This window comes from Zavarzinia compransoris, assembly GCF_003173055.1.
Lineage (GTDB): Bacteria > Pseudomonadota > Alphaproteobacteria > Zavarziniales > Zavarziniaceae > Zavarzinia > Zavarzinia compransoris.
Genome location: NZ_QGLF01000003.1, coordinates 73,864 through 92,422, shown reverse-complemented (window position 1 = coordinate 92,422; position 18,559 = coordinate 73,864). Strand labels below are relative to the sequence as shown.

General features: G+C 66.9%; 19 protein-coding genes. 10 read left to right on the top strand and 9 right to left on the bottom strand.

The features are described 5' to 3' along the window. Positions 1-94 precede the first annotated feature (94 nt). From DKG75_RS11010 to DKG75_RS10990, 5 genes are all read left to right on the top strand, one after another. On the top strand, positions 95-2,125 hold the full coding sequence (locus DKG75_RS11010; protein WP_109921174.1) for a DUF1302 domain-containing protein: 2,031 nt from the start codon (positions 95-97) through the stop codon (positions 2,123-2,125). A gap of 277 nt (positions 2,126-2,402) precedes the next feature. Further along, complete coding sequence (locus tag DKG75_RS11005; protein WP_166646556.1) at positions 2,403-4,682, top strand: DUF1302 domain-containing protein; 2,280 nt, start codon at positions 2,403-2,405, stop codon at positions 4,680-4,682. 39 nt (positions 4,683-4,721) lie between these two features. Next, positions 4,722-6,095: a DUF1329 domain-containing protein gene (locus DKG75_RS11000; RefSeq protein ID WP_109921172.1), complete on the top strand. Its 1,374-nt coding sequence runs from the start codon at positions 4,722-4,724 to the stop codon at positions 6,093-6,095. A gap of 402 nt (positions 6,096-6,497) precedes the next feature. After that, positions 6,498-8,636 (top strand): DUF1302 domain-containing protein, encoded by a 2,139-nt coding sequence (locus DKG75_RS10995; protein WP_166646557.1) that lies wholly within the window; start codon positions 6,498-6,500, stop codon positions 8,634-8,636. 120 nt (positions 8,637-8,756) lie between these two features. Then, a complete protein-coding gene (locus DKG75_RS10990; RefSeq protein WP_109921170.1) occupies positions 8,757-9,758 on the top strand; it encodes a WD40/YVTN/BNR-like repeat-containing protein in 1,002 nt (333 codons plus the stop codon). A 24-nt stretch (positions 9,759-9,782) separates the two neighbouring features. Here DKG75_RS10990 and DKG75_RS10985 read toward each other — a convergent pair whose 3' ends face one another. Then, complete coding sequence (locus DKG75_RS10985; protein WP_109921169.1) at positions 9,783-10,232, bottom strand: hypothetical protein; 450 nt, start codon at positions 10,230-10,232, stop codon at positions 9,783-9,785. Between the two features lie 42 nt (positions 10,233-10,274). Here DKG75_RS10985 and DKG75_RS10980 point away from each other — a divergent pair, with 42 nt between their 5' ends. Continuing rightward, entirely contained in the window at positions 10,275-11,483 is a 1,209-nt protein-coding gene (locus tag DKG75_RS10980) for a PQQ-dependent sugar dehydrogenase (protein WP_166646558.1), read from the top strand. Then, positions 11,483-12,019, top strand: coding sequence for an NUDIX hydrolase (locus DKG75_RS10975; RefSeq protein WP_109921167.1), 537 nt, complete (start codon positions 11,483-11,485; stop codon positions 12,017-12,019). The genes DKG75_RS10980 and DKG75_RS10975 overlap by 1 nt, the downstream gene beginning before the upstream one ends. A gap of 8 nt (positions 12,020-12,027) precedes the next feature. Here DKG75_RS10975 and DKG75_RS10970 read toward each other — a convergent pair whose 3' ends face one another. Together DKG75_RS10970 and ilvD are read right to left on the bottom strand one after the other, a co-directional pair. Next, entirely contained in the window at positions 12,028-12,555 is a 528-nt protein-coding gene (locus tag DKG75_RS10970; RefSeq protein ID WP_109921166.1) for a cell wall hydrolase, read from the bottom strand. A 56-nt stretch (positions 12,556-12,611) separates the two neighbouring features. After that, positions 12,612-14,459 carry a dihydroxy-acid dehydratase gene (gene ilvD / locus DKG75_RS10965; RefSeq protein ID WP_109921165.1) on the bottom strand — a complete coding sequence of 616 codons (1,848 nt, stop codon included), beginning with the start codon at positions 14,457-14,459 and terminating at the stop codon, positions 12,612-12,614. A gap of 153 nt (positions 14,460-14,612) precedes the next feature. Between ilvD and DKG75_RS10960 the strand changes: the two genes are divergently transcribed. Next, positions 14,613-15,062: a hypothetical protein gene (locus DKG75_RS10960; protein WP_109921164.1), complete on the top strand. Its 450-nt coding sequence runs from the start codon at positions 14,613-14,615 to the stop codon at positions 15,060-15,062. A 12-nt stretch (positions 15,063-15,074) separates the two neighbouring features. Here the strand turns inward: DKG75_RS10960 and DKG75_RS10955 are convergent, their stop codons facing one another. Then, positions 15,075-15,302: a hypothetical protein gene (locus DKG75_RS10955; RefSeq protein WP_109921163.1), complete on the bottom strand. Its 228-nt coding sequence runs from the start codon at positions 15,300-15,302 to the stop codon at positions 15,075-15,077. A 100-nt stretch (positions 15,303-15,402) separates the two neighbouring features. Between DKG75_RS10955 and DKG75_RS10950 the strand changes: the two genes are divergently transcribed. Beyond that, positions 15,403-15,906, top strand: coding sequence for a L,D-transpeptidase family protein (locus DKG75_RS10950; RefSeq protein WP_109921162.1), 504 nt, complete (start codon positions 15,403-15,405; stop codon positions 15,904-15,906). A 118-nt stretch (positions 15,907-16,024) separates the two neighbouring features. Here the strand turns inward: DKG75_RS10950 and DKG75_RS22730 are convergent, their stop codons facing one another. The 4 genes from DKG75_RS22730 to DKG75_RS10930 form a co-directional block, all read right to left on the bottom strand. Beyond that, positions 16,025-16,315, bottom strand: coding sequence for a DUF6881 domain-containing protein (locus tag DKG75_RS22730; RefSeq protein WP_133637026.1), 291 nt, complete (start codon positions 16,313-16,315; stop codon positions 16,025-16,027). Between the two features lie 70 nt (positions 16,316-16,385). Then, a complete protein-coding gene (locus DKG75_RS23860; protein ID WP_109921160.1) occupies positions 16,386-16,529 on the bottom strand; it encodes a type II toxin-antitoxin system RelE/ParE family toxin in 144 nt (47 codons plus the stop codon). Positions 16,530-16,532: 3 nt separating this feature from the next. Further along, positions 16,533-16,778 (bottom strand): type II toxin-antitoxin system ParD family antitoxin, encoded by a 246-nt coding sequence (locus DKG75_RS10935; RefSeq protein ID WP_109921159.1) that lies wholly within the window; start codon positions 16,776-16,778, stop codon positions 16,533-16,535. 81 nt (positions 16,779-16,859) lie between these two features. Continuing rightward, positions 16,860-17,555 (bottom strand): YggS family pyridoxal phosphate-dependent enzyme, encoded by a 696-nt coding sequence (locus DKG75_RS10930; protein ID WP_109921158.1) that lies wholly within the window; start codon positions 17,553-17,555, stop codon positions 16,860-16,862. Here DKG75_RS10930 and DKG75_RS10925 point away from each other — a divergent pair. Then, a complete protein-coding gene (locus DKG75_RS10925; protein WP_243746578.1) occupies positions 17,554-18,156 on the top strand; it encodes a thiamine phosphate synthase in 603 nt (200 codons plus the stop codon). The two genes, DKG75_RS10930 and DKG75_RS10925, sit on opposite strands and share 2 nt — an antisense overlap. On the opposite strand, the gene DKG75_RS10920 is transcribed toward DKG75_RS10925, so the two are convergent. Beyond that, positions 18,146-18,559, bottom strand: coding sequence for an EVE domain-containing protein (locus DKG75_RS10920; protein WP_109921156.1), 414 nt, complete (start codon positions 18,557-18,559; stop codon positions 18,146-18,148). The genes DKG75_RS10925 and DKG75_RS10920 overlap by 11 nt on opposite strands.

Genomic DNA, 18,559 nt, shown 5'->3' with positions numbered 1-18,559 from the left:
TTCGCATTGAAAGCGCGAATAATGCGCAGCGGGGCGAACAGGCGCAACTCGGCGTCACGACCGGCAGCCGGCCCCGCCATCAGGGGGAACGGGGATGGTCGATCGTCGGTGCCGGCCCGGGGTGAGGGGCCTTCGTGTTGCGGGGGGATCGGCGTTCCGCGTCGCCGCGGCGGCGGCGCTGGGCGGTGCCCTGCTCGCCGGGGGGATCGCCCGGGCGGTCGAGGTCGAATGGGGCGAGGTGACGGGCAGTATCATCACCGCGCTTTCGGTCGGCACCCAGGTGCGCATGGCCGACCGCGATCCGCGCAATGTCGGCCTCACCAACGGCGGCACCATGCCGACCGCGGGCAATGACGACGGCAACCTGAATTTCGACCGGGGCGACCTGCTGACCCTGGTCGGCACGGTCTCGAGCGAGATCAACCTGCGCTGGCGGCATTACAGCGCCTATGTCCGCGGCACCGCCTTCTACGACTATATCGCCGACCGCAACGACCTGGCGGTGAACGGCCCGCCCGAGCGGGGGGGGCGCGGGTCCTACAGCCATGACGGCCAGGCCCAGGCACGTTACGACGCCACCTTGCTCGATGCCTATGTCGCCGGCAATTTCACCGTCTTCGACCGCGCCCTGACGGTCCGGGCCGGCAACCAGGTGCTTAACTGGGGCGAGGCGCTGTTCACCATCAACGCGATCTCGGTGATCAATCCGATCGACGTCGCCCGCATCAGGGTGCCCGGGGCGGAATTGCGCGATGCCCTGATCCCCGTCCCCATGCTGTCCGCGTCCTATTCCCTGCTCCAGGGCCTGTCGGTCGAGGGCTTCGTCGCCTTCGGCTTCAAGCCCTACAAGCTCGAAGCCTGCGGCAGCTTCTTCTCGGCGACCGATACATTCTGCAACGGCACCAGGGGCGTTGGCGTCGGCACCGATTTCCTCGACACCCGGTCCTACTACAAGGGCAGGAACGACCCGAACGACAATGGCGCGGCCTATGACGGGATCTCGGCCGATACCACGGTCGACGACGACAGCAGCCAGACCGATTGGGGCGTGGCGCTGCGCTATTTCGCGCCGGCCCTGAACAATACGGAATTCGGCCTCTACTACATCCATTACCAGAGCCGGCTGCCCTCGATCCGCGCCTATTCGAACTACCGCAACCCGCAGACCGGCACGATCCTGGGCCTGCCCTATCCGAGCACCGCCTTCGGCACCCTGCCGCGTTCGACCGTGCTCGACAATCTCGACCACGGCACCCTGACCCTCTATTACCCGGACGACATCGACCTGGTCGGCCTCAGCTTCAACACGACGCTGGATGCGCTGGGCATCGCCCTCAACGGCGAGATTTCCTTCAAGCACAATGTGCCGGTCTGGATGTCCGAGCCGACCCTGACCTTCACCGTCTACAATTACGCTGGCGGCAATCCCCTGCTGGCGGGCGAGGCTTTCGGCTTCGCGCCCTATGTCGAGACCGGCTATCCCTTCGACGAGACCGCCCGGGGCGAATTGCACCTGACCCTCGACGAGCGCCATGACATGTGGAACGCCAATATTCGGGCGACCAGGATCCTGCCGACCACCCATTGGCTGGTCTCGGCCCTGGGCGCCAATGCCATGACCGTGCTGCTGGAAGCGGCGGCGATCCACATCGATATCGATCCGGACGGGCCCTACGACTATGCCGCCTATGGCCAGAACGGCTTCACCGGCTTCCGCACCCGGCCCTTGCAGCTGGTGCCGGGGGTCGAGGTCGTCCCCGCCCAGGACCTGCCGGCCCAGGGCGATCCCCGGGTCCAGGCGACCTGGAAGCCGCCCACCCAATGGTCCGGCGGCCTGCAGGGCGTCGCCTTCGCCGATTATCCGAATGCCTTCGACACCGGCATCAACCTGACCCCTTTCCTCGCCTTCTCGACCGGGCTGTTCGGCACCACGCCGGCGCCCAACCCGGGCTTCACCAAAAGCCAGACGTCGATCTTCCTCGGCCTGAAGGCGGACTACCTGGGCGCCTATTCGGTGCAATTGTCCTATTTCAAGAGCTGGGGGGCCGGCGGCGGGGGCGGCGGCTCGCGCAATCCCTATATCGACCGCGACTATGTCGGGATCACCGCCTCCTATGTCTTCTGATCCGGTGTGGAAAATGACGCTGATTCTGATTTTGACGATGGTCAAACCGGAATGGGCGCATTAATGCGCCGCTCGGTTTTTTTTTGACGGGACATCCCGCCCCCGCTATGCGTTAAACAAACTGCCCGTGGATATAAGCGGGCGGGGCATTGCCCCTGGCCAATGATGCCGGGGGCGATGCCGATGGTGCAGAGTGGTGAGGGGAGTAGCCAGGATGGGGACCGCGGAAAGCGGTGCGCCGGCGCATTGCGTGCAGCCGGAATCCGCACTTAAAAAAATGACGCCAGCGCCAACCGGCGGGATCGACGCGGCGGCCGGCCGCCGGCGCCGCCTGCTGCTGCGCGGCACCATGACCGCGGCGGTGGCGCTGTGCGTGGCGATTCCCGCCCTTGCTGTCGAATTCGACCTGTCGGACGAGATTTCGGGCTCGGTCATCACCTCGCTGTCCACCGGCTTCCAGATGCGGGTTTCGGACCGCGATCCGCGCAATGTCGGCCTTTACAACGGCGGCAGCGGGCATGCGGCCAGCACCGACGACGGCAACCTGAATTTCGACAAATACGACGTCTTCTCGCAGATCTCGACCGTCACTTCCGAGATCAGCCTGAAGTGGCGGGACTTCTTCCTCTATGCCCGCGGCACGGCGTTCTACGATTCGATCGCCGACTTCAACAACCTGTCCGACAACGGCCCGGCCGAACGGCCTTATCGCGGCGAATATAATCCGAAGGCGCAGGAAAACGCGCGCTACGGCGCCGAGATGCTGGATTACCTCATCGGCTACAATTACCAGCTCGGCGACCGCTACGGCGTCGTGAAGATCGGCAACCAGGTGCTGAACTGGGGCGAGGGCCTGTTCACCATCGGCGGCATTTCGGTCATCAACCCGATCAACGTCTCGAAGATCCGCGTGCCCGGCGCCGAACTGCGCGACGCCCTGATCCCGGTGCCGATGATCTCGAACTCGATCGATCTTTTCGACGGCGTCTCGCTCGAAGCCTTCTACCAATGGGGTTTCGAGCCGTTCAAGCTCGAAGCCTGCGGCAGTTTCTTCTCCTTCACCGATGCGTTGTGCGACGGCGCCATGGGCATCTCGACCCTGGCCGACTATGGCGACAGCCGCGCCTTCAACGGCGGCCTCGGCCAGGACACCGGCCCCTACGGCCAGCCGAACCGCCTGGGCGGGCCGCGCGCCGTGGCCGCCAATTTCCGCCTCGTCGACGACAAGCCGAATTCGGTGAACGACTGGGGCGTAGCACTGCGCGCCATGGTCCCGGAACTGAACAATACCGAGTTCCAGTTCTACTACATGCGCTATACCAGCCGCCTGCCGGCGATCAAGGCGGTGGTGAACCGGGGGGCGGGCACCGGCCAGGTGGCGGCGACCGATCTCGTCACCGCCCTGCCGGACGTGCTCGGCGGCGTGGTCGGCAACCTGACGACGCCCCAGCTGGGCGCGCTCGCCTCGCAACTCTCGGGCCTGTTGCAGTCGCCGGTCGGCAGCACGGTGACCGACGTCCTCTCGGCCCTGGTCAATCCCCTGGCCCAGCCGGTGGTGAACGGCCTCGTCGGCAACGGCGAGGGCGGTGCCTACGGCACCTTCCCGCGCTCGGCGGTGTTCGACAACATCGAGAATTCGAGCATCCACAAATACTACCCCTCCGGCATCGAGATGATCGGCTTCGCCTTCAACACGCTGGAGGAATGGACCGGTCTCGCCATCAACTTCGAGATTTCCTACAAGCACAATGTGCCGGTCTTCGTCTCCGAGACCGACTTCCTGGTGACGACTTATAATGCCGCCGGCGGCGTGCCGATCGACCCGGTGACCGATGCGCCGATCACCGCGCTCGGCCTGCCCTCGACCAACCCGGGTATCGCCCCCTATGTCAATGTCCCGGGCCGCGAGACGCCGCGCCCGACCGGCCCCGGCAGCGAGACCGTCTATCTCGATAAGAAGCACGACATGTGGCTGGCGTCGCTGCGCTTCATGAAGCTGTTCGCGTCGACCGATACGCTGACCGAACTGCTGGGCGCCTCGGGCGTTACCGCGCTGGTCGAATTCGGCGCCATGTATTTCGATCTCGAGGACGGGCGGAAATACGCCTCGGCCGGCCAGTTCACCTATACCGGCTTCGGCACCCAGCCGCTGACCGTCGCCGGCCTGGCCGTGGTGCCGCCGCTGATGGCGACGGACCTGCCGCCCTACGGCATCGACGGCTTCTATTTCCCCGAAACCGGCAAGGCGCCCACCCGCTGGTCGGGCGGCGTGCAGGGCTTGATCTTCTGGGACTACCCGGACATCCTGACCGGCGTCACGCTTACGCCCGCCATCGGCTTCTCGTCCGGCCTGTTCGGCACCACGCCGCAGCCGCACCCCGGTTTCACCAAAAGCGTTCACTCGGTCAATTTCCAGGTCAAGGCCGAGTATCTGGGCAATACCTCGGTCATCGTGAACTACTTCAAGAGTTGGGGCGGCGGCGGCGGCACGGCCGGGTCGCGCAACCCTTACGTCGATCGTGACTTTGTTGGCGTAACGCTTAACTACCAGTTCTAAAAAAAGCGCCAACGGGCAGCTTTCATGGAGGAGACAAGAATGAGACTCGTTTCGGCCGCCCTTGCCGGCCTGATGCTGGCGGGCCTCGCCGGCGCCCCGGCCTTCGCCAAGGTGCCGCAGTCGGAAGCCGATCGTCTCGGCAAGGACCTGACGCCGATGGGCGCCATCAAGGCGGGCAACGCCGACGGCAGCATCCCGGCCTGGGACGGCGGCCTGACCAAGCCGCCCGCGGGCTATACCCCCGGCGGCAAATATGTCGATCCGTTCCCGGGCGACCAGGTGAAATTCGTCATCGACGGCAAGAACGTCGACCAGTACAAGGACAAGCTCTCGGCCGGCTCCATCGCCGTGCTCAAGCTCTATCCGACCGCGAAACTCCGCGTGTTCCAGACCCGCCGCTCGTGCGCGCTGCCGGAACGGGTCTACGAGGCGAACAAGAAGAACGCCGCCACCGCGACCCTGACCGAGGACAACAACGGCCTGAACGACGCGCTGCTCGGCAATCCGTTCCCGATCCCGCAGAACGGCGTCGAGGCGATCTGGAACCACCGCCTGCGCTATCGCGGCTTCAAGTTCCGCCGCTACTTCGCCTCGGCCGCGGTCAACCGCGACGGCTCCTTCACCCTGTTCAAGAACGAAGACTTCGGCATCTTCCACTATAACGGCCCGGGTCTCGCCACCGTCGGTGACGTCAGCGATATCAAGCAGCTGAAGAACATCGGCATTTCCTACATCAACATCACGACCTCGCCGGCCCGCCTCGCCGGCAGCGTGATCCTGGTGCACGACACCATCAACGCCAAGGAAATGCCCCGCCAGGCCTGGGCCTACAACCCCGGCACCCGCCGCATCCTGCGCGCCCCGGAACTGGCCTACGACAACCCGCTCTATAACACCGACGGTCTCGCGACCACCGACCAGTTCGACATGTATAACGGCGCCACCGACCGTTACAATTTCGAGCTGCTGCCGAAGCGCGAAATCTACATGGGTTACAACAACTACGCGGTCGACGCGAAGTACAAGGACCTGCTGACCCCCTCGACCCTGAACCCGGACTACGGCCGCTACGAGCTGCACCGCGCCTGGGTGGTCGATTCGAAGCTGAAGGAAGGCTCGTCGCACGTCTTCGGCCGCCGCACCTTCTATCTCGACGAGGACAGCTGGAACATCGCCCAGGTCGACATCTACGACAAGCGCGGCGAACTCTACCGCGTGCAGGAAGGCCCGATCTCGAACGCCTACGAACTGCCGCTGTGCTCCTCGGCGCTCGAAGTCACCTATGACCTGCAGTCGGGCCGCTACATCGTCTTCGCGCTGAAGAACGAAGAGAAGCAGTTCAACCTGAATGCGACCGACGTCGATCCGAACCAGTTCACCCCGGACGCGGTGCGCCGTCTCGGCACCCGCTGATCTTCACGGATCGCACCAAAACAAGAAGGGCGCGGCGCCGGCCGCGCCCTTTTTTTATATTCCGCCTCGAATTGGGACAATCGTCCTCTTTTGCTCCTGCCCGGGCTTCGCTTCAATCACGATGACAAAATAAGCCGCCGTAATAAGGCCGCCGCCAGTGCGGCCGGGGCAGGCGGCAAGGGTCGCAGAAGGCAAGCCGCAACGAACGGCAGGCCGAAAGACCACGGGAAGGAAACGCAGGACAGCACAGCCAGCAGCCTGTCCGGCGTAAAGGGGGGAAGTGACATGCGGATTGCGCGGAACAGCGCAAGGGCCGGGGCCGTCGCGCCGCGCTCGACCAGGAACCATCATCATCTCGACCGGCGTTGCACCGGGTCCCGTCGCTGGGGTCGCGGCCTGGCCATGGCCACGGCCGCCGCGGCGCTGGTTGCCGGCCTCGGCGCCACCGCCTGGGCACTCGAATTCGACGTCACCGACGAGATCAGCGGCTCGCTGATCGTGTCGCTGTCGACCGGGGCCCAGTTCCGCATGGCCGACCGCGATCCCCGGAACTACGGCTATTACTACGGCGGCAAGCTGATCTCGGCCGGCAACGACGACGGCAACTTCAACTTCGACAAATACGACGCGATCAGCCAGATCACGACCGCCTCCGCCGAACTGAGCCTGAAGTGGCAGAACTACTTCATGTTCACCCGCGGCGTCGCCTTCTACGATTCGATCGCGGCCAGGAACGAGCTGGCCGATTTCCAGCCGGAACTGCGCCCCTATACCAGCGGCCGCTATCCCGAGGGGGCCGACAACAAGGCCGATTGGGACGCCAAGATTCTCGACTATTACATCGGCGCCAATTTCTCCGTCTTCGACCGTAACCTGAACGTGAAGATCGGCAGCCAGATCCTGAACTGGGGCGAGGCGCTGTTCACCATCAACGGCATTTCGGTCATCAACCCGATCGACGTCGGCAAGATCCGCACCCCGGGCGCCGAGCTGAAGGACGCCCTGATCCCGGTGCCCATGGTCGTGCTCGGTTACGAACTGGCCAGCGGCCTGTCGATCGAGGGTTTCTACCAGCTCGATTTCGAGCCCTACAAGCTCGATGCCTGCGGCAGTTTCTTCTCCTTCACCGACAATTTCTGCGACGGCGTCAAATACGCCTCGAGCTTCACCGATCCGATGGACCCCCGGTCCTACACCACGGAAACCGGGCTGAATCCGCAGGATTACGACGATCCGAACAGCACGATGATCGCGATCAACGCGCCGCTGAAGCAGAACGACGACCCGGACGTCAACGACTGGGGCGTCGCGCTGCGTTACTTCGTGCCGGAACTCAACAATACGGAATTCCAGCTCTACTACATCAATTATACCTCGCGCCTGCCGTCGCTGCGGGCGACCGCGCCCCAGCAGTATGCCCCGGGCACCGGCGAATTGAATCTCGTCTCGCTCGCGCCCAACCTGGTCGACGGGCTGCTCGACACCGTCGCCCAGGGCCAGCTCGATGCCCTCGGCTCGGCGCTCGCAGGGCTGCTCGGCGGGCCGATCGGCAATCTTGCCGGCGCCCTGACCGGGCCGCTCACGTCCCAGCTGATCGATCCGCCCTATGGCACGGCGCCCCGCTCGACGGTGATCACCAATCTCGAGAACGGCGAGATCGAGATGTATTACCCGTCGGGCATCGACATGATCGGCTTTGCCTTCAACACCACCTATGATCCCCTCGGCGTCGCGATCAATGCCGAGATCAGCTACAAGCACGACGCCCCGGTCTGGATCTCGGAGCCGGCCTTCCTCGCCGGCGTCTACGACGGCGGCGGCGGCGTGCCGATCGACCAGGCGACCAAGGCGCCGACCCCCCTCGGCGTGCAGAACCCGGGCATCGCGCCGCTGCTCGACACCAGCTTCCAGTCGTTCGACAACGAGTTCCGCCCGGGCCGGCAGCTTACCCTGGACCTCCGCCACGACGTCTGGCAGGCGGCGATCCGCTTCACCCAGATCCGCGGCGGCACCGATTGGCTGACCAGCCTGCTCGGCGCGAATCAGCTCTTCGCCCTGGTCGAGTTCGGCGCGCTCTACATCGACCTGAAGGACGGCTTCCAATATGCCTCCTATGGCCAGAACGGCTTCTCGGGTTTCCAGACCCGGTCGCTGTCGATCGGGCCGGCGGATATCCTGCCGCCGATCCAGGCCCCCAGCCTCGGGCCCATGTTCCCGGAAACCGGCAAGCAGCCCACCCGCTGGTCGGGCGGCGTCCAGGGCCTGTTCTTCTGGGATTACCCGAATATCTTCACCGGCGTCACCATGACGCCGTCGATCGGCTTCTCCCACGGCCTGTTCGGCATCACGCCGGCGCCCAACCCGGGCTTCACCAAGAGCGTGACCTCGATGAACTTCGGCCTGAAGTTCGAATATCTCAGCCAGTGGTCGGTGAACGTGAACTACTTCAAGAGCTGGGGCGGCGGCGGCGGCACGGGCGGCGCCCGCAACCCCTATATCGACCGCGACTTCGTCGGTTTCAGCGTTTCCTATATCTTCTGATCGGGATTCGTCGCTTCCGGCCCGGGTTGGCGCCTGCATCCGTTGAAATGCGCGCCAACTCGGGCTAGAAGCCTGTTAGATACGTCGACCAACGACGAAGAATTCGCTGGGGAGAGCTTGATGCCGATTGCCACCATTCCGTCGCGCCGCCTGTCCGCCGCCGCCCTTGCCGCGGTCGGCGCGCTGGCGCTTTTCGCCGCCGCCCCCGCGTCGCTCCGGGCCGAGGTCGCGCAGGAGAACGAGGCGGACCTGAAGCCGATCCCGTCGATGGCCGTGCCGCTGGCCGCCGATACGCTGATCAATGCGGTCGCCCAGGTCGGCGACCGGCTGGTGGGCGCCGGCGCCTGGGGCCATGTCCTCGTCTCCGCCGACCAGGGCAATACCTGGACCCAGGTGAAGACGCCGGTGAACGTCACCCTGACCTCGATCCGCTTCGTCGACGACAAGACCGGCTTCATCACCGGCCATGACGCCACCATCCTGAAGACGACCGACGGCGGCAGCACCTGGAAGCTGGTGCAATATGATCCGCAGGCCGAAACCCCGCTGTTCGACGTCTTCATGAAGGACGCCAACTCGGGCTTCGCCGTCGGCGCCTACAGCCTGGTCAAGGTCACCGCCGACGGCGGCGAGACCTGGACCACCAGGACCATCGGCGATCTCGACATGCATATGAATGCGCTCGCCCGGGCCAAGGACGGCAAGGTCTGGATCGCCGGCGAGGCGGGCCATGTCTTCGTCACCGATGCCGAGATGTCGGCGGTCCAGGATATCGAGACGCCCTACAGCGGCTCGTTCTGGAACGTGCTGGCGCTCGACGACGGTTCGGTCCTGGTCATGGGCCTGCGCGGCAATGTCTGGCGCACCGCCGACAATGGCGCCACCTGGTCGCAATCCCCGACCGGGACCACCGCCTCGCTGCAGGCCGGGCGGCAGCTGCGCGACGGTTCGGTCATGCTGGTCGGCCTCGAGGGCGCGGTGCTGGTCTCGAAGGACCGGGGCGTCACCTTCACCCAGGTGAAGCGGGCGGAACGGACCGCCCTCGCCACCCTGTTCGAGCGGGGCGACGGCAAGGTCCTGCTGTTCGGCGAAGGCGGCGTCGAAGGCGCGCTCACCAACTGACGGCCGCTGGCGGCGGGTCGGGCCTCAGCCGGTCCGCCGCATGGTGGCATGAGTGATCAGGACCTTGGTGTTGCCCGCGCCATAGAGATCGTCGGTCGCGCGCTGAAGCATCTCCGTGATGCGGGCGATGTTGGGCGCCTGTTTCAGGTCGATCCGGTCGACATAAGGATCGAGGCTGCGCAGATAGGCGTCGCGGATCCGCGGCACTTCGCGCACTAGTTTGCCGCGCAAGACCTCGTCCGCGACATCGATATTGGGGACCAGGGTGATGATCGCCCTGACCTTGCCTTTCCGTACCACGCTGACGTTCAATGGCGCCAGGATCACGATGGAGCCGATGGTGTCGCTGCCGTCGCGTGCCGCTTCCGCCCCGGCGGTGCGCGGGCGGACGAGAGACGCGGCCGCGGCGCCAAGCGCGAGGGCCAGCAGATGACGGCGATGAAGCGGACGGGGAGAAGCGATCGATGCGGCCATAGCCCCGATCATAGGGCCATAAGGTTAACGGCTTCCTGTGCCGTGGCCGCGGTGATCGTGACCCTGGCCGCGCAGGGGCCGGCCCTGGCCGCCCCGGGCGAGACGATCGCCGTCGATCCTGCCGGCCTGCCCCCGCCCCATGCGACCTCGAGCGCCTATAATGCCCCGCGCGAGGTCGACCGGCCGGCCGGGGCGGTGCCAAGCGTGCCGCCCGGCTTCAACGCCACCCTGTTCGCCGACGGCCTGAGCCATGCCCGCGCCCTGATCGTGGCGCCGGACGGGGCGGTGCTGCTGGCGCAATCGCGGGACGGCGTGATCACCCGCCTCGTCGATGCCGATGGCGATGGCCGGGCCGAGACGCGCAGCGATTACGTGACCGGCCTGGACCTGCCTCATGGCCTGGCTTTCCAGGGCGACCGGCTGTTCATCGCCGATGCCTATGGCGTCTGGCAATTGCCCTATCGGTCCGGGCCGGCGGCGGCGCAGGCGCCGGAACGGATCACCGCCGAGGGCGATTTCGGCGAGACCGGCGGCCATTGGACCCGCAACCTCGCCTTCGGCGCCGACGGCCGCCAATTCTTCGTCGCCATCGGCAGCGAGGGCAATCTCGCCGAGGAGGCGGAGCCCCGCGCCACCATCCGCCGCTACGATGCCGCCGGGGGCAAGGGCGCGACGTTCGCCGCCGGCCTGCGCAACCCGGTCGGCCTTGCGGTCCATCCCGAGACCGGCGCGCTCTGGACCGTGGTCAACGAAAGGGACGGGCTCGGCGACGATCTCGTCCCGGATTATCTGGCGGAAGTGGTGGAGGGCGGGTTCTATGGCTGGCCCTATGCCTATCTCGGCCTGCCCGATCCCCGCTTCGGCGACCGCCGGCCCGACCTTGTGGCGAAAAGCCGGCAGCCGGAGGTGCTGTTCCGCAGCCATTCGGCCCCCCTCGGCCTGGTCTTCTACACCGGCGACCGCTTCCCGGCCGAATATCAGGGCGATGCCTTCGTCGCCCTGCACGGCTCGTGGAATGCGGGCGTGGCGCGCGGCTATCAGGTGGCGCGGGTCGATTTCGCCGGCGGCCGCCCGGTCGCCAACCGCTACGAGATTTTCGTCGACGGCTTCCGCACCGATGCCCCGGGCGGGCCGGGGCGGGCCTCGGTCTGGGGCCGGCCGGCCGGTCTTGCCGTGGCGGCGGACGGCGCGCTTCTGGTCGCCGACGATGCCGGCGGCACCCTCTGGCATATTGCGTATAAGGGACAGTGATGCAGGCCTGGAAACGGTTGGACCGCCGCACGGTCTACGAGCGGCGGCCCTGGCTGTCGGTCCATGTCGACCGGCTGGAATTGCCGGACGGCAAGGTGGTGGAGGAATTCCACCAGATCGAGATCGCGCCCTATGCCCTGATCCTGGCGGAAACCGTCGAGGGCCATCTGGTGATGATGGAACAATACCGCCATGGCGTCGGCGGCCTTTGCCTGTCGCTGCCGGGCGGGATGATCGACCCGGGCGAGACGCCGGAACAGGCGGCCCGGCGCGAATTGCTGGAAGAAACCGGCTATCGGGCCGAAGGCTGGCGGCTGGTGCAATCCTATGTCGCCATGGCCAATATGCACGGCTGCACCGCCCATCTGTTCCATGCCGCCCGCGCGGTGCCGGTGGCGGCGCCCGATTCCGGCGATCTGGAGGAGGCCCGGCTGGTCACCCTGTCCCGGGCCGAGGTGCGGGCGGCCATAACCGCCGGCAGAGTGCCGATCGCCAATATCCTGATGGCCACGGGCCTGTGGCTGGCCGGGTTCTGAACCCCGATTCAGCGCATGAAGACGTGATTGCCGATGCGCACCGTGACCTCGAGGTTGCGGGCCCAGCGCGGCTTTTTCCGGTATTGGAACACGGAATAGAAGGAATGGGCGCCCCGGGTCGGGTCCTTCACCGTGTCGGTGAGCACGGCCTCGGCCATGATCGCCGCATTCTGCCAGCGCTGGTTGGTGCCGATGGCGGCGGACACCGCCTCGCGCCGGAGCTTGCGGGTCCAGCCGAACTGGCTTTTCTCGTAGACGACGTCGCAGATCGTGGTGCCGGCCCGGCGGTCGTCCAGCCGGTTGAGGACGACATGGCCGACCGCGGCCAGCCCTTCGGCGCCTTCGCCGCCCGCTTCGTAGAACATGGCGACGATCAGGCAGTCGCGGTCGGCGGCGGCGGTGCTGCGCCCCGGGGCGGGCGGCGGCACCGGCGGCGTGACCGCGGGGGCGGGGACCGCCGCGGCTTCGCGCGGGGGCGGTGCGGCGGCGCAGGCCGAAACCGCAAGCGCGGCGGCGATGACCAGAATACGCAGCATGACGCCCCTCCCGTCCCCTGTGTGACAGGGACGGGAAGGGCCGTCAACGACGGCGATCAGAGCTTGGAGACGTCGCGCACCGCGCCGCGGGCGGCGCTGGTCACCATGGCGGCATAGGCCTTCAGCGCGGCGGTGACCCGGCGCGGGCGGGGTGCCGCCGGCTTCCAGGCGTCCGCCCCCCTGGCCTCCATGGCGGTGCGGCGGGCGGCGAGCACCTCGTCCGCGACTGCGACCTTGATCACCCGGTTCGGGATGTCGATCACGATGGTGTCGCCTTCCTCGATCAGGCCGATGGCGCCGCCCTCGGCCGCTTCGGGGCTGGCATGGCCGATGGAGAGGCCGGAGGTCCCGCCCGAGAAGCGCCCGTCGGTGAGAAGGGCGCAGGCCTTGCCCAGGCCCTTCGACTTCAGGTAGCTGGTCGGATAGAGCATTTCCTGCATGCCCGGGCCGCCGCGCGGCCCCTCGTAGCGGATGACGACGACATCGCCCGCCTCGATCCGGTCGCCGAGGATGGCCTCGACCGCCGCATCCTGGCTTTCGAAGATGCGCGCCGGGCCGGTGAAGGTCAGGATCGATTGATCGACGCCGGCGGTCTTCACGATGCAGCCGTCGAGGGCGATATTGCCGTAGAGGACGGCAAGGCCGCCGTCCTTCGAGAAGGCGTGGTCGACGTCGCGGATGACGCCCGCCTCGCGGTCGAGGTCGAGGTCGGGAAAGCGCCGGTCCTGGCTGAAGGCGACCTGGGTGGGCACGCCGCCGGGGGCCGCGCGGAACAGGGTGCGGACCTCGTCCGAGGCCTTGCCCGCCACGTCCCATTTGTCGATCGCCTTGCCGAGGCTGGAGGCGTGGACGGTGCCGACGTCGCGGTGGATCAGCCCGCCGCGGTCGAGTTCCGCCAGGATGCCGACGATGCCGCCGGCGCGGTGCACGTCCTCGATATGGACGTCCTGCTTGGCCGGCGCCACCTTGCAGACGTTGGGGACTTTCCGCGACAGGCGGTCGATGTCCTTCATGGTGAAGTCGACGCCGGCCTCATGGGCGGCGGCCAGGAGGTGCAGCACCGTGTTGGTCGACCCGCCCATGGCGATGTCGAGGGTCATGGCATTCTCGAACGCCTTGAAGCCGGCGATCGAGCGCGGCAGCACCCGTTCGTCCTCGCCCTCGTAATAGGAGCGGGCCAGATCGACGATCAGGCGCCCGGCCCAGAGGAAGAGGTCGCGGCGGTCGGCGTGGGTGGCCACGATGGTGCCGTTGCCCGGCAGCGACAGGCCCAGCGCCTCGGTCAGGCAATTCATCGAATTCGCCGTGAACATGCCCGAGCACGACCCGCAGGTCGGGCAGGCGGAGCGTTCCATGGCGAGGCTTTCCTCGTCGGTGACATTGGGATCGGCGCCGGCGACCATGGCGTCGACCAGATCGACCGCCAGCACCTTGCCCTTCCAGTTCACCTTGCCGGCCTCCATCGGCCCGCCGGAGACGAAGATGGTGGGGATGTTGAGGCGGAGCGCTGCCATCAGCATGCCGGGCGTGATCTTGTCGCAATTGGAGATGCAGACCAGCGCGTCGGCGCAATGGGCATTCACCATGTATTCGACCGAATCCGCGATGATGTCGCGCGACGGCAGGCTGTAGAGCATGCCGTCGTGGCCCATCGCGATCCCGTCGTCGACGGCGATCGTGTTGAATTCCTTGGCCAGGCCCCCGGCCTTTTCCACTTCCGCCGCCACCAGTTGGCCGAGGTCCTTGAGGTGGACATGGCCCGGCACGAACTGGGTGAAGGAATTGGCAATCGCGATGATCGGCTTGCCGAAGTCCTTCTCCTTGACGCCGGTCGCGCGCCACAGGGCGCGGGCGCCGGCCATGTTGCGGCCATGGGTGGAAGTGCGGGAGCGATAGGCGGGCATGTTCATCCCCAGAGTCTTTAACCCGGTCGGAATGCAACACTTGGGCGGGATGCGCAAGCGCGATCACCGAATTCCCGCCCGTCCCTGAGATCAGGGCTCGACAAGCGGAGGGGAAAGGGCCTGTGATGGTGGGGTGAACGTTCGGAGTGCCCGATGGACCCGATCAGCCAAGCCGACCCGCGCGACCGGAACCTGGATGCCAGGATCCGCCGCCTTGCCGGCTGGCCGCTGGGCAGCGACGGCGGCCGCGACCTTGCCCTCGGCGACCTGATCGAAGGCGAGGGCGAGGATGTGCCCATGATCTGCCGGCGCATCCTGCGCACCGACGGCGGCCCGGCGGAACTGGCCAACCTGCTGCGCCGCGCCCGGCTGGACGGCGAGGCCTGCCCGGACCCGGACGGCCTGGCGGTGGTGATCCTGTCCGCCGTGCGCAACGGCAAGACCGGCTACGAGGCGCCGGAAAACACCGGCGCCATCGCCCTGATCCTGGTCCCCAGCGTGATCGCCGGGATCGGTCTCGCCGGGGGCTTGAGCCCCTATCTGGCGGTGCTGCTGGTCGGGGCGGGCTGGTTCGTCGGCTGGAAGCTGCTGCGCCGGGACTGAATTGACCGGATCTTAGATCCGGCGCGAGAAATAGCGCATGCTCATCAGGAAGCCGAAGGTCATGAAGCCGAAACCGGCGACATAGCCGTATTGGTCCGGGGCCCGGGCGGCAAGGAAGGCGCCGAACAGGGCGATCACGACGAAGGCCGCCCCCATCAGCAGGGGGGCGATGACGCCGCCCTTGGCCTCTTTCTCGTCTTCGGTCGTGAGGAGGGCGGGGTGATGGTCGGCGATGGACATGGGACGGATCTCCAGTCGGGGCATGGCAGCAAGGTAGGGGCGGCGGCCCCCCCGTGCCGTGATCTGGATCAAGGCGGGTGGGGCGGGCTATACTCCGCCGATGGATATCGAAGTCTTTGCCGACGGGCGGGTCGTCCACGGCGGCCGGACCTATGCGGCCAGTCTCGGCCGGGCCGGGATCCTGCGCGACAAGCACGAGGGCGACGGCGCCACGCCGGCCGGGCGCTGGCCCCTGCGCCGCGTTCTCTATCGCGCCGACCGCCTGCCGGCGCCGCCCGGGCCCCTGCCCGTGCAGGCGATCCGGCCCGAGGACGGCTGGTGCGACGCGCCGGACCATCCCGCCTACAACCGGCTGGTCGCCAAGCCCTTCGCCGCCAGCCACGAGGACCTGTGGCGCGAGGATCACCTCTACGACCTCGTCGTCGTCGTCGGCCATAACGACGACCCGCCGGTGCCCGGCCGCGGCAGCGCCATCTTCATGCACCTGAAGCGGGACGACGGCGGGCTCACGGCCGGCTGCGTCGGCTTGCGACAGGACGACCTGGTCGAACTGCTCGGGCGGCTGTCGGCGGACAGCTGCCTTCGGGTTCACGCCGCCGGATAGGCGCCCTCGGACGGCAAAGCGGTTTCCGCCCCGCCCGAGAATGCTTGACGCTGTTCGCCGGCTGACCGCTGCAGCCTCTTGAGACTGTGCCGTTCCGCTTCGGTGAGATCGACCCGGCTCAAGTCTTGCCGGTGGCGTCGATCCAGCATGTTTCAAAATCGGCTTTTGTGATCGCCTCGGCTTGAAATTCCGGGTCCAGATCAAGGTCTTCCATGGAAGGGACCGGATCCTGACTGAGTTCCGTATCCCTGGTACCGCCCGCAAGGGAGACGTAGCCTACCCGTCCGTCGAGCCAAATCTCGACCTTTCGGACCTCTTGCCGATCGGCATCGAGTTCGCACCACAGATCCACTGGAAAATCAGAGGATGAATGGAGCCAACGGACATGAATATAGGAGAAGTCGTTCATACCCCAAAATTAGCCACAAGCCGGTCAGCCTGCAATGCCGGCGTGTGAGGGAGCCTCCCTCTATCGGCCGTCACAAATGCCGGCCCATGTCCATGCGCTTGTGCAGCACGCGCACGATGTCGATGCCGGAGTCCGTCCTGGTATAGAAAATGACGTGCGAGCCAACGGCATATTTGAAATAGCCGCCGCCAAGGGATGCAGACGATAAGGGCACGGGCTAGCGGGCATGCTTGGCGTGCATGCGGCTGAGGAAGGCCTCGCTGTCGAAAGCGGCGGGCGGTCCGGACTCTTCACCGGCGATCAGTGCATCCCGCAGCGCCTTCAGCTTCATCTCATGCTCTTCCAGCAGGCGCAGGCCGGCACGCATCACGTCGCTTGCCGAGCCATAGCGCCCGGTCCGCACCTGCGCATCGATGAAATCGGCGAAATGTTCGCCAAGGGAGATCGATGTGTTTTTCGCCATGGGGGCCCCCTTCACCTGTACCAAAATATAGTATCGGTTGGTAATGGCAATCATGCCGGGCCGTGGCGATATGGGGTGGCTTCACGCCGCCGGATAGTCCCTTTGGCCGAAGATCGCCGTGCCGACCCGGACCTGGGTGGCGCCCAGGCGGACCGCGACTTCATAGTCGCCGGACATGCCCATGGATAATTCCTTCAGGCCGTTCCGCTTGGCGATCTTGGCGAGAAGGGCGAAATGCAGCGACGGTTCGTCGCCGACCGGGGGAATGCACATCAGGCCGGCGACGTCGAGGCCATGGGTATCGCGGCAGAGCGCGATCAGGGCGTCCGCCTCGGCCGGGCGGCAGCCCGCCTTCTGGTCTTCCTCGCCGGTATTCACCTGGATGAAGCAGCGCGGGCGCCGGCCCAGCTTTGCCGAGGCGGCGGCGATGGCGGCGGCCAGCCGTTCCCGGTCGACGGATTCGATGACGTCGAACAGGGCAACCGCATCCTTCGCCTTGTTGGTCTGCAAGGGCCCGATCAGGTGCAGTTCGAGATCGGGGAAGGCCGCCTTCAGGGCCGGGAACTTGCCTTCCGCCTCCTGCACCCGGTTTTCGCCGAAGACGCGCTGGCCGGCGGCCAGGGCGGCCTCGACGGCGGCGGCGTCATGGGTCTTGGAGACGGCGATCAGTGTCACGGCGGCGGGGTCGCGGCCGATGCCGCGCGCCGCCTTGGCGATGCGCGTCTCGACATGGCGAAGCCGATCGGCGAGGGTCGGGGAGGATTCGGACAGGCTCATGATGGCGACGAAGCTAGCAACCACCGCCCGCCACCTCAATGCCTGCCGTGGCCCGGTCCGGCACCGCGACCGCCTGCCGCCCCTGGTCCTGCTGACCGACCGGGCGCGCCTGCCCGACCCTTGCGCCGCCGCCCGGCGCCTGCCGGCGGGCAGCCTGGTCATTCTCCGCGACGGCGATCTCGGGGCCGGGGCCAGACTCCATCTCGGCCGGGCGCTGGCGGCCGTGTGCCGGCGCCGGCGCCTGCGCCTGCTGGTCGCGGGCGATCCCGCGCTGGCCCGGCGCCTGGGGGCGGCGGGCGTGCATTGGCCGGAACGGCAACTGCCGCTGAAGGTGCGGGGTTTCGCCACCGCCGCGGCCCATGGCGCCCGCGCCCTGGTCCGGGCCCGGCGGGCGGGGGTGGCGGCCGCCCTGCTGTCGCCCGTGCTGCCGACCGCCAGCCATCCGGGGGCGCCGGCCCTGGGCGTCGTGCGCTTTGCCGGCCTCGCCCGGCGGGCCGGGCTGCCGGTCTATGCCCTCGGCGGGATCGACGAGGGTACGGCGCCGCGCCTCAGGGGATCGGGGGCGGCGGGTATCGCCGCGATCGGCGCCTTCAGGCCGTGATCCCGCCCAACTCGCAGATCAGGGCCCAGGCCGCGTCGTCCACCGGCATGACCGACAGGCGCGACTGCTTGACCAGGGCCAGATGGTTGAGCCGGGGGTCATTCTTCACCTGTTCCAGGGTGACCGGCGTTTTCAGGGGCTTCAGCGCCTTGACGTCGACCATGCCGAAGCGGCCCGCTTCATCCGTGTGGTCGGGGTAATATTCCTTCACCACCTCGACGATGCCGACGATCTGCTTCTCGTTGACCGAATGATAGAAGAAGGCGCGGTCGCCGATCTTCATGGCCTTCAGGTTGTTGGACGCCTGATAGTTCCGCACCCCGGACCAGAAGGTGGTGCCGTCGCGGACCTGATCGTCCCACGACCAGGCGCCGGGTTCCGATTTCACCAGCCAATGCGCCAT

What these genes read in the sequence shown, in the direction of transcription:
- DKG75_RS11000 (WP_109921172.1), top strand. Translation starts at nt 4,722, where the DNA reads ATGAGACTCGTTTCGGCCGCCCTTGCCGGCCTGATGCTGGCGGGCCTC.
- DKG75_RS11005 (WP_166646556.1), top strand. Translation starts at nt 2,403, where the DNA reads ATGACGCCAGCGCCAACCGGCGGGATCGACGCGGCGGCCGGCCGCCGG.
- DKG75_RS10985 (WP_109921169.1), bottom strand. Translation starts at nt 10,232, where the DNA reads ATGGCCGCATCGATCGCTTCTCCCCGTCCGCTTCATCGCCGTCATCTG.
- DKG75_RS10930 (WP_109921158.1), bottom strand. Translation starts at nt 17,555, where the DNA reads ATGAGCCTGTCCGAATCCTCCCCGACCCTCGCCGATCGGCTTCGCCAT.
- DKG75_RS11010 (WP_109921174.1), top strand. Translation starts at nt 95, where the DNA reads ATGGTCGATCGTCGGTGCCGGCCCGGGGTGAGGGGCCTTCGTGTTGCG.
- DKG75_RS10920 (WP_109921156.1), bottom strand. Translation starts at nt 18,559, where the DNA reads ATGGCGCATTGGCTGGTGAAATCGGAACCCGGCGCCTGGTCGTGGGAC.
- DKG75_RS10950 (WP_109921162.1), top strand. Translation starts at nt 15,403, where the DNA reads ATGGATATCGAAGTCTTTGCCGACGGGCGGGTCGTCCACGGCGGCCGG.
- DKG75_RS10925 (WP_243746578.1), top strand. Translation starts at nt 17,554, where the DNA reads ATGATGGCGACGAAGCTAGCAACCACCGCCCGCCACCTCAATGCCTGC.
- DKG75_RS10990 (WP_109921170.1), top strand. Translation starts at nt 8,757, where the DNA reads ATGCCGATTGCCACCATTCCGTCGCGCCGCCTGTCCGCCGCCGCCCTT.
- DKG75_RS10935 (WP_109921159.1), bottom strand. Translation starts at nt 16,778, where the DNA reads ATGGCGAAAAACACATCGATCTCCCTTGGCGAACATTTCGCCGATTTC.
- DKG75_RS10955 (WP_109921163.1), bottom strand. Translation starts at nt 15,302, where the DNA reads ATGTCCATCGCCGACCATCACCCCGCCCTCCTCACGACCGAAGACGAG.
- ilvD (WP_109921165.1), bottom strand. Translation starts at nt 14,459, where the DNA reads ATGCCCGCCTATCGCTCCCGCACTTCCACCCATGGCCGCAACATGGCC.
- DKG75_RS22730 (WP_133637026.1), bottom strand. Translation starts at nt 16,315, where the DNA reads ATGAACGACTTCTCCTATATTCATGTCCGTTGGCTCCATTCATCCTCT.
- DKG75_RS10995 (WP_166646557.1), top strand. Translation starts at nt 6,498, where the DNA reads ATGGCCACGGCCGCCGCGGCGCTGGTTGCCGGCCTCGGCGCCACCGCC.
- DKG75_RS10975 (WP_109921167.1), top strand. Translation starts at nt 11,483, where the DNA reads ATGCAGGCCTGGAAACGGTTGGACCGCCGCACGGTCTACGAGCGGCGG.
- DKG75_RS10970 (WP_109921166.1), bottom strand. Translation starts at nt 12,555, where the DNA reads ATGCTGCGTATTCTGGTCATCGCCGCCGCGCTTGCGGTTTCGGCCTGC.
- DKG75_RS10960 (WP_109921164.1), top strand. Translation starts at nt 14,613, where the DNA reads ATGGACCCGATCAGCCAAGCCGACCCGCGCGACCGGAACCTGGATGCC.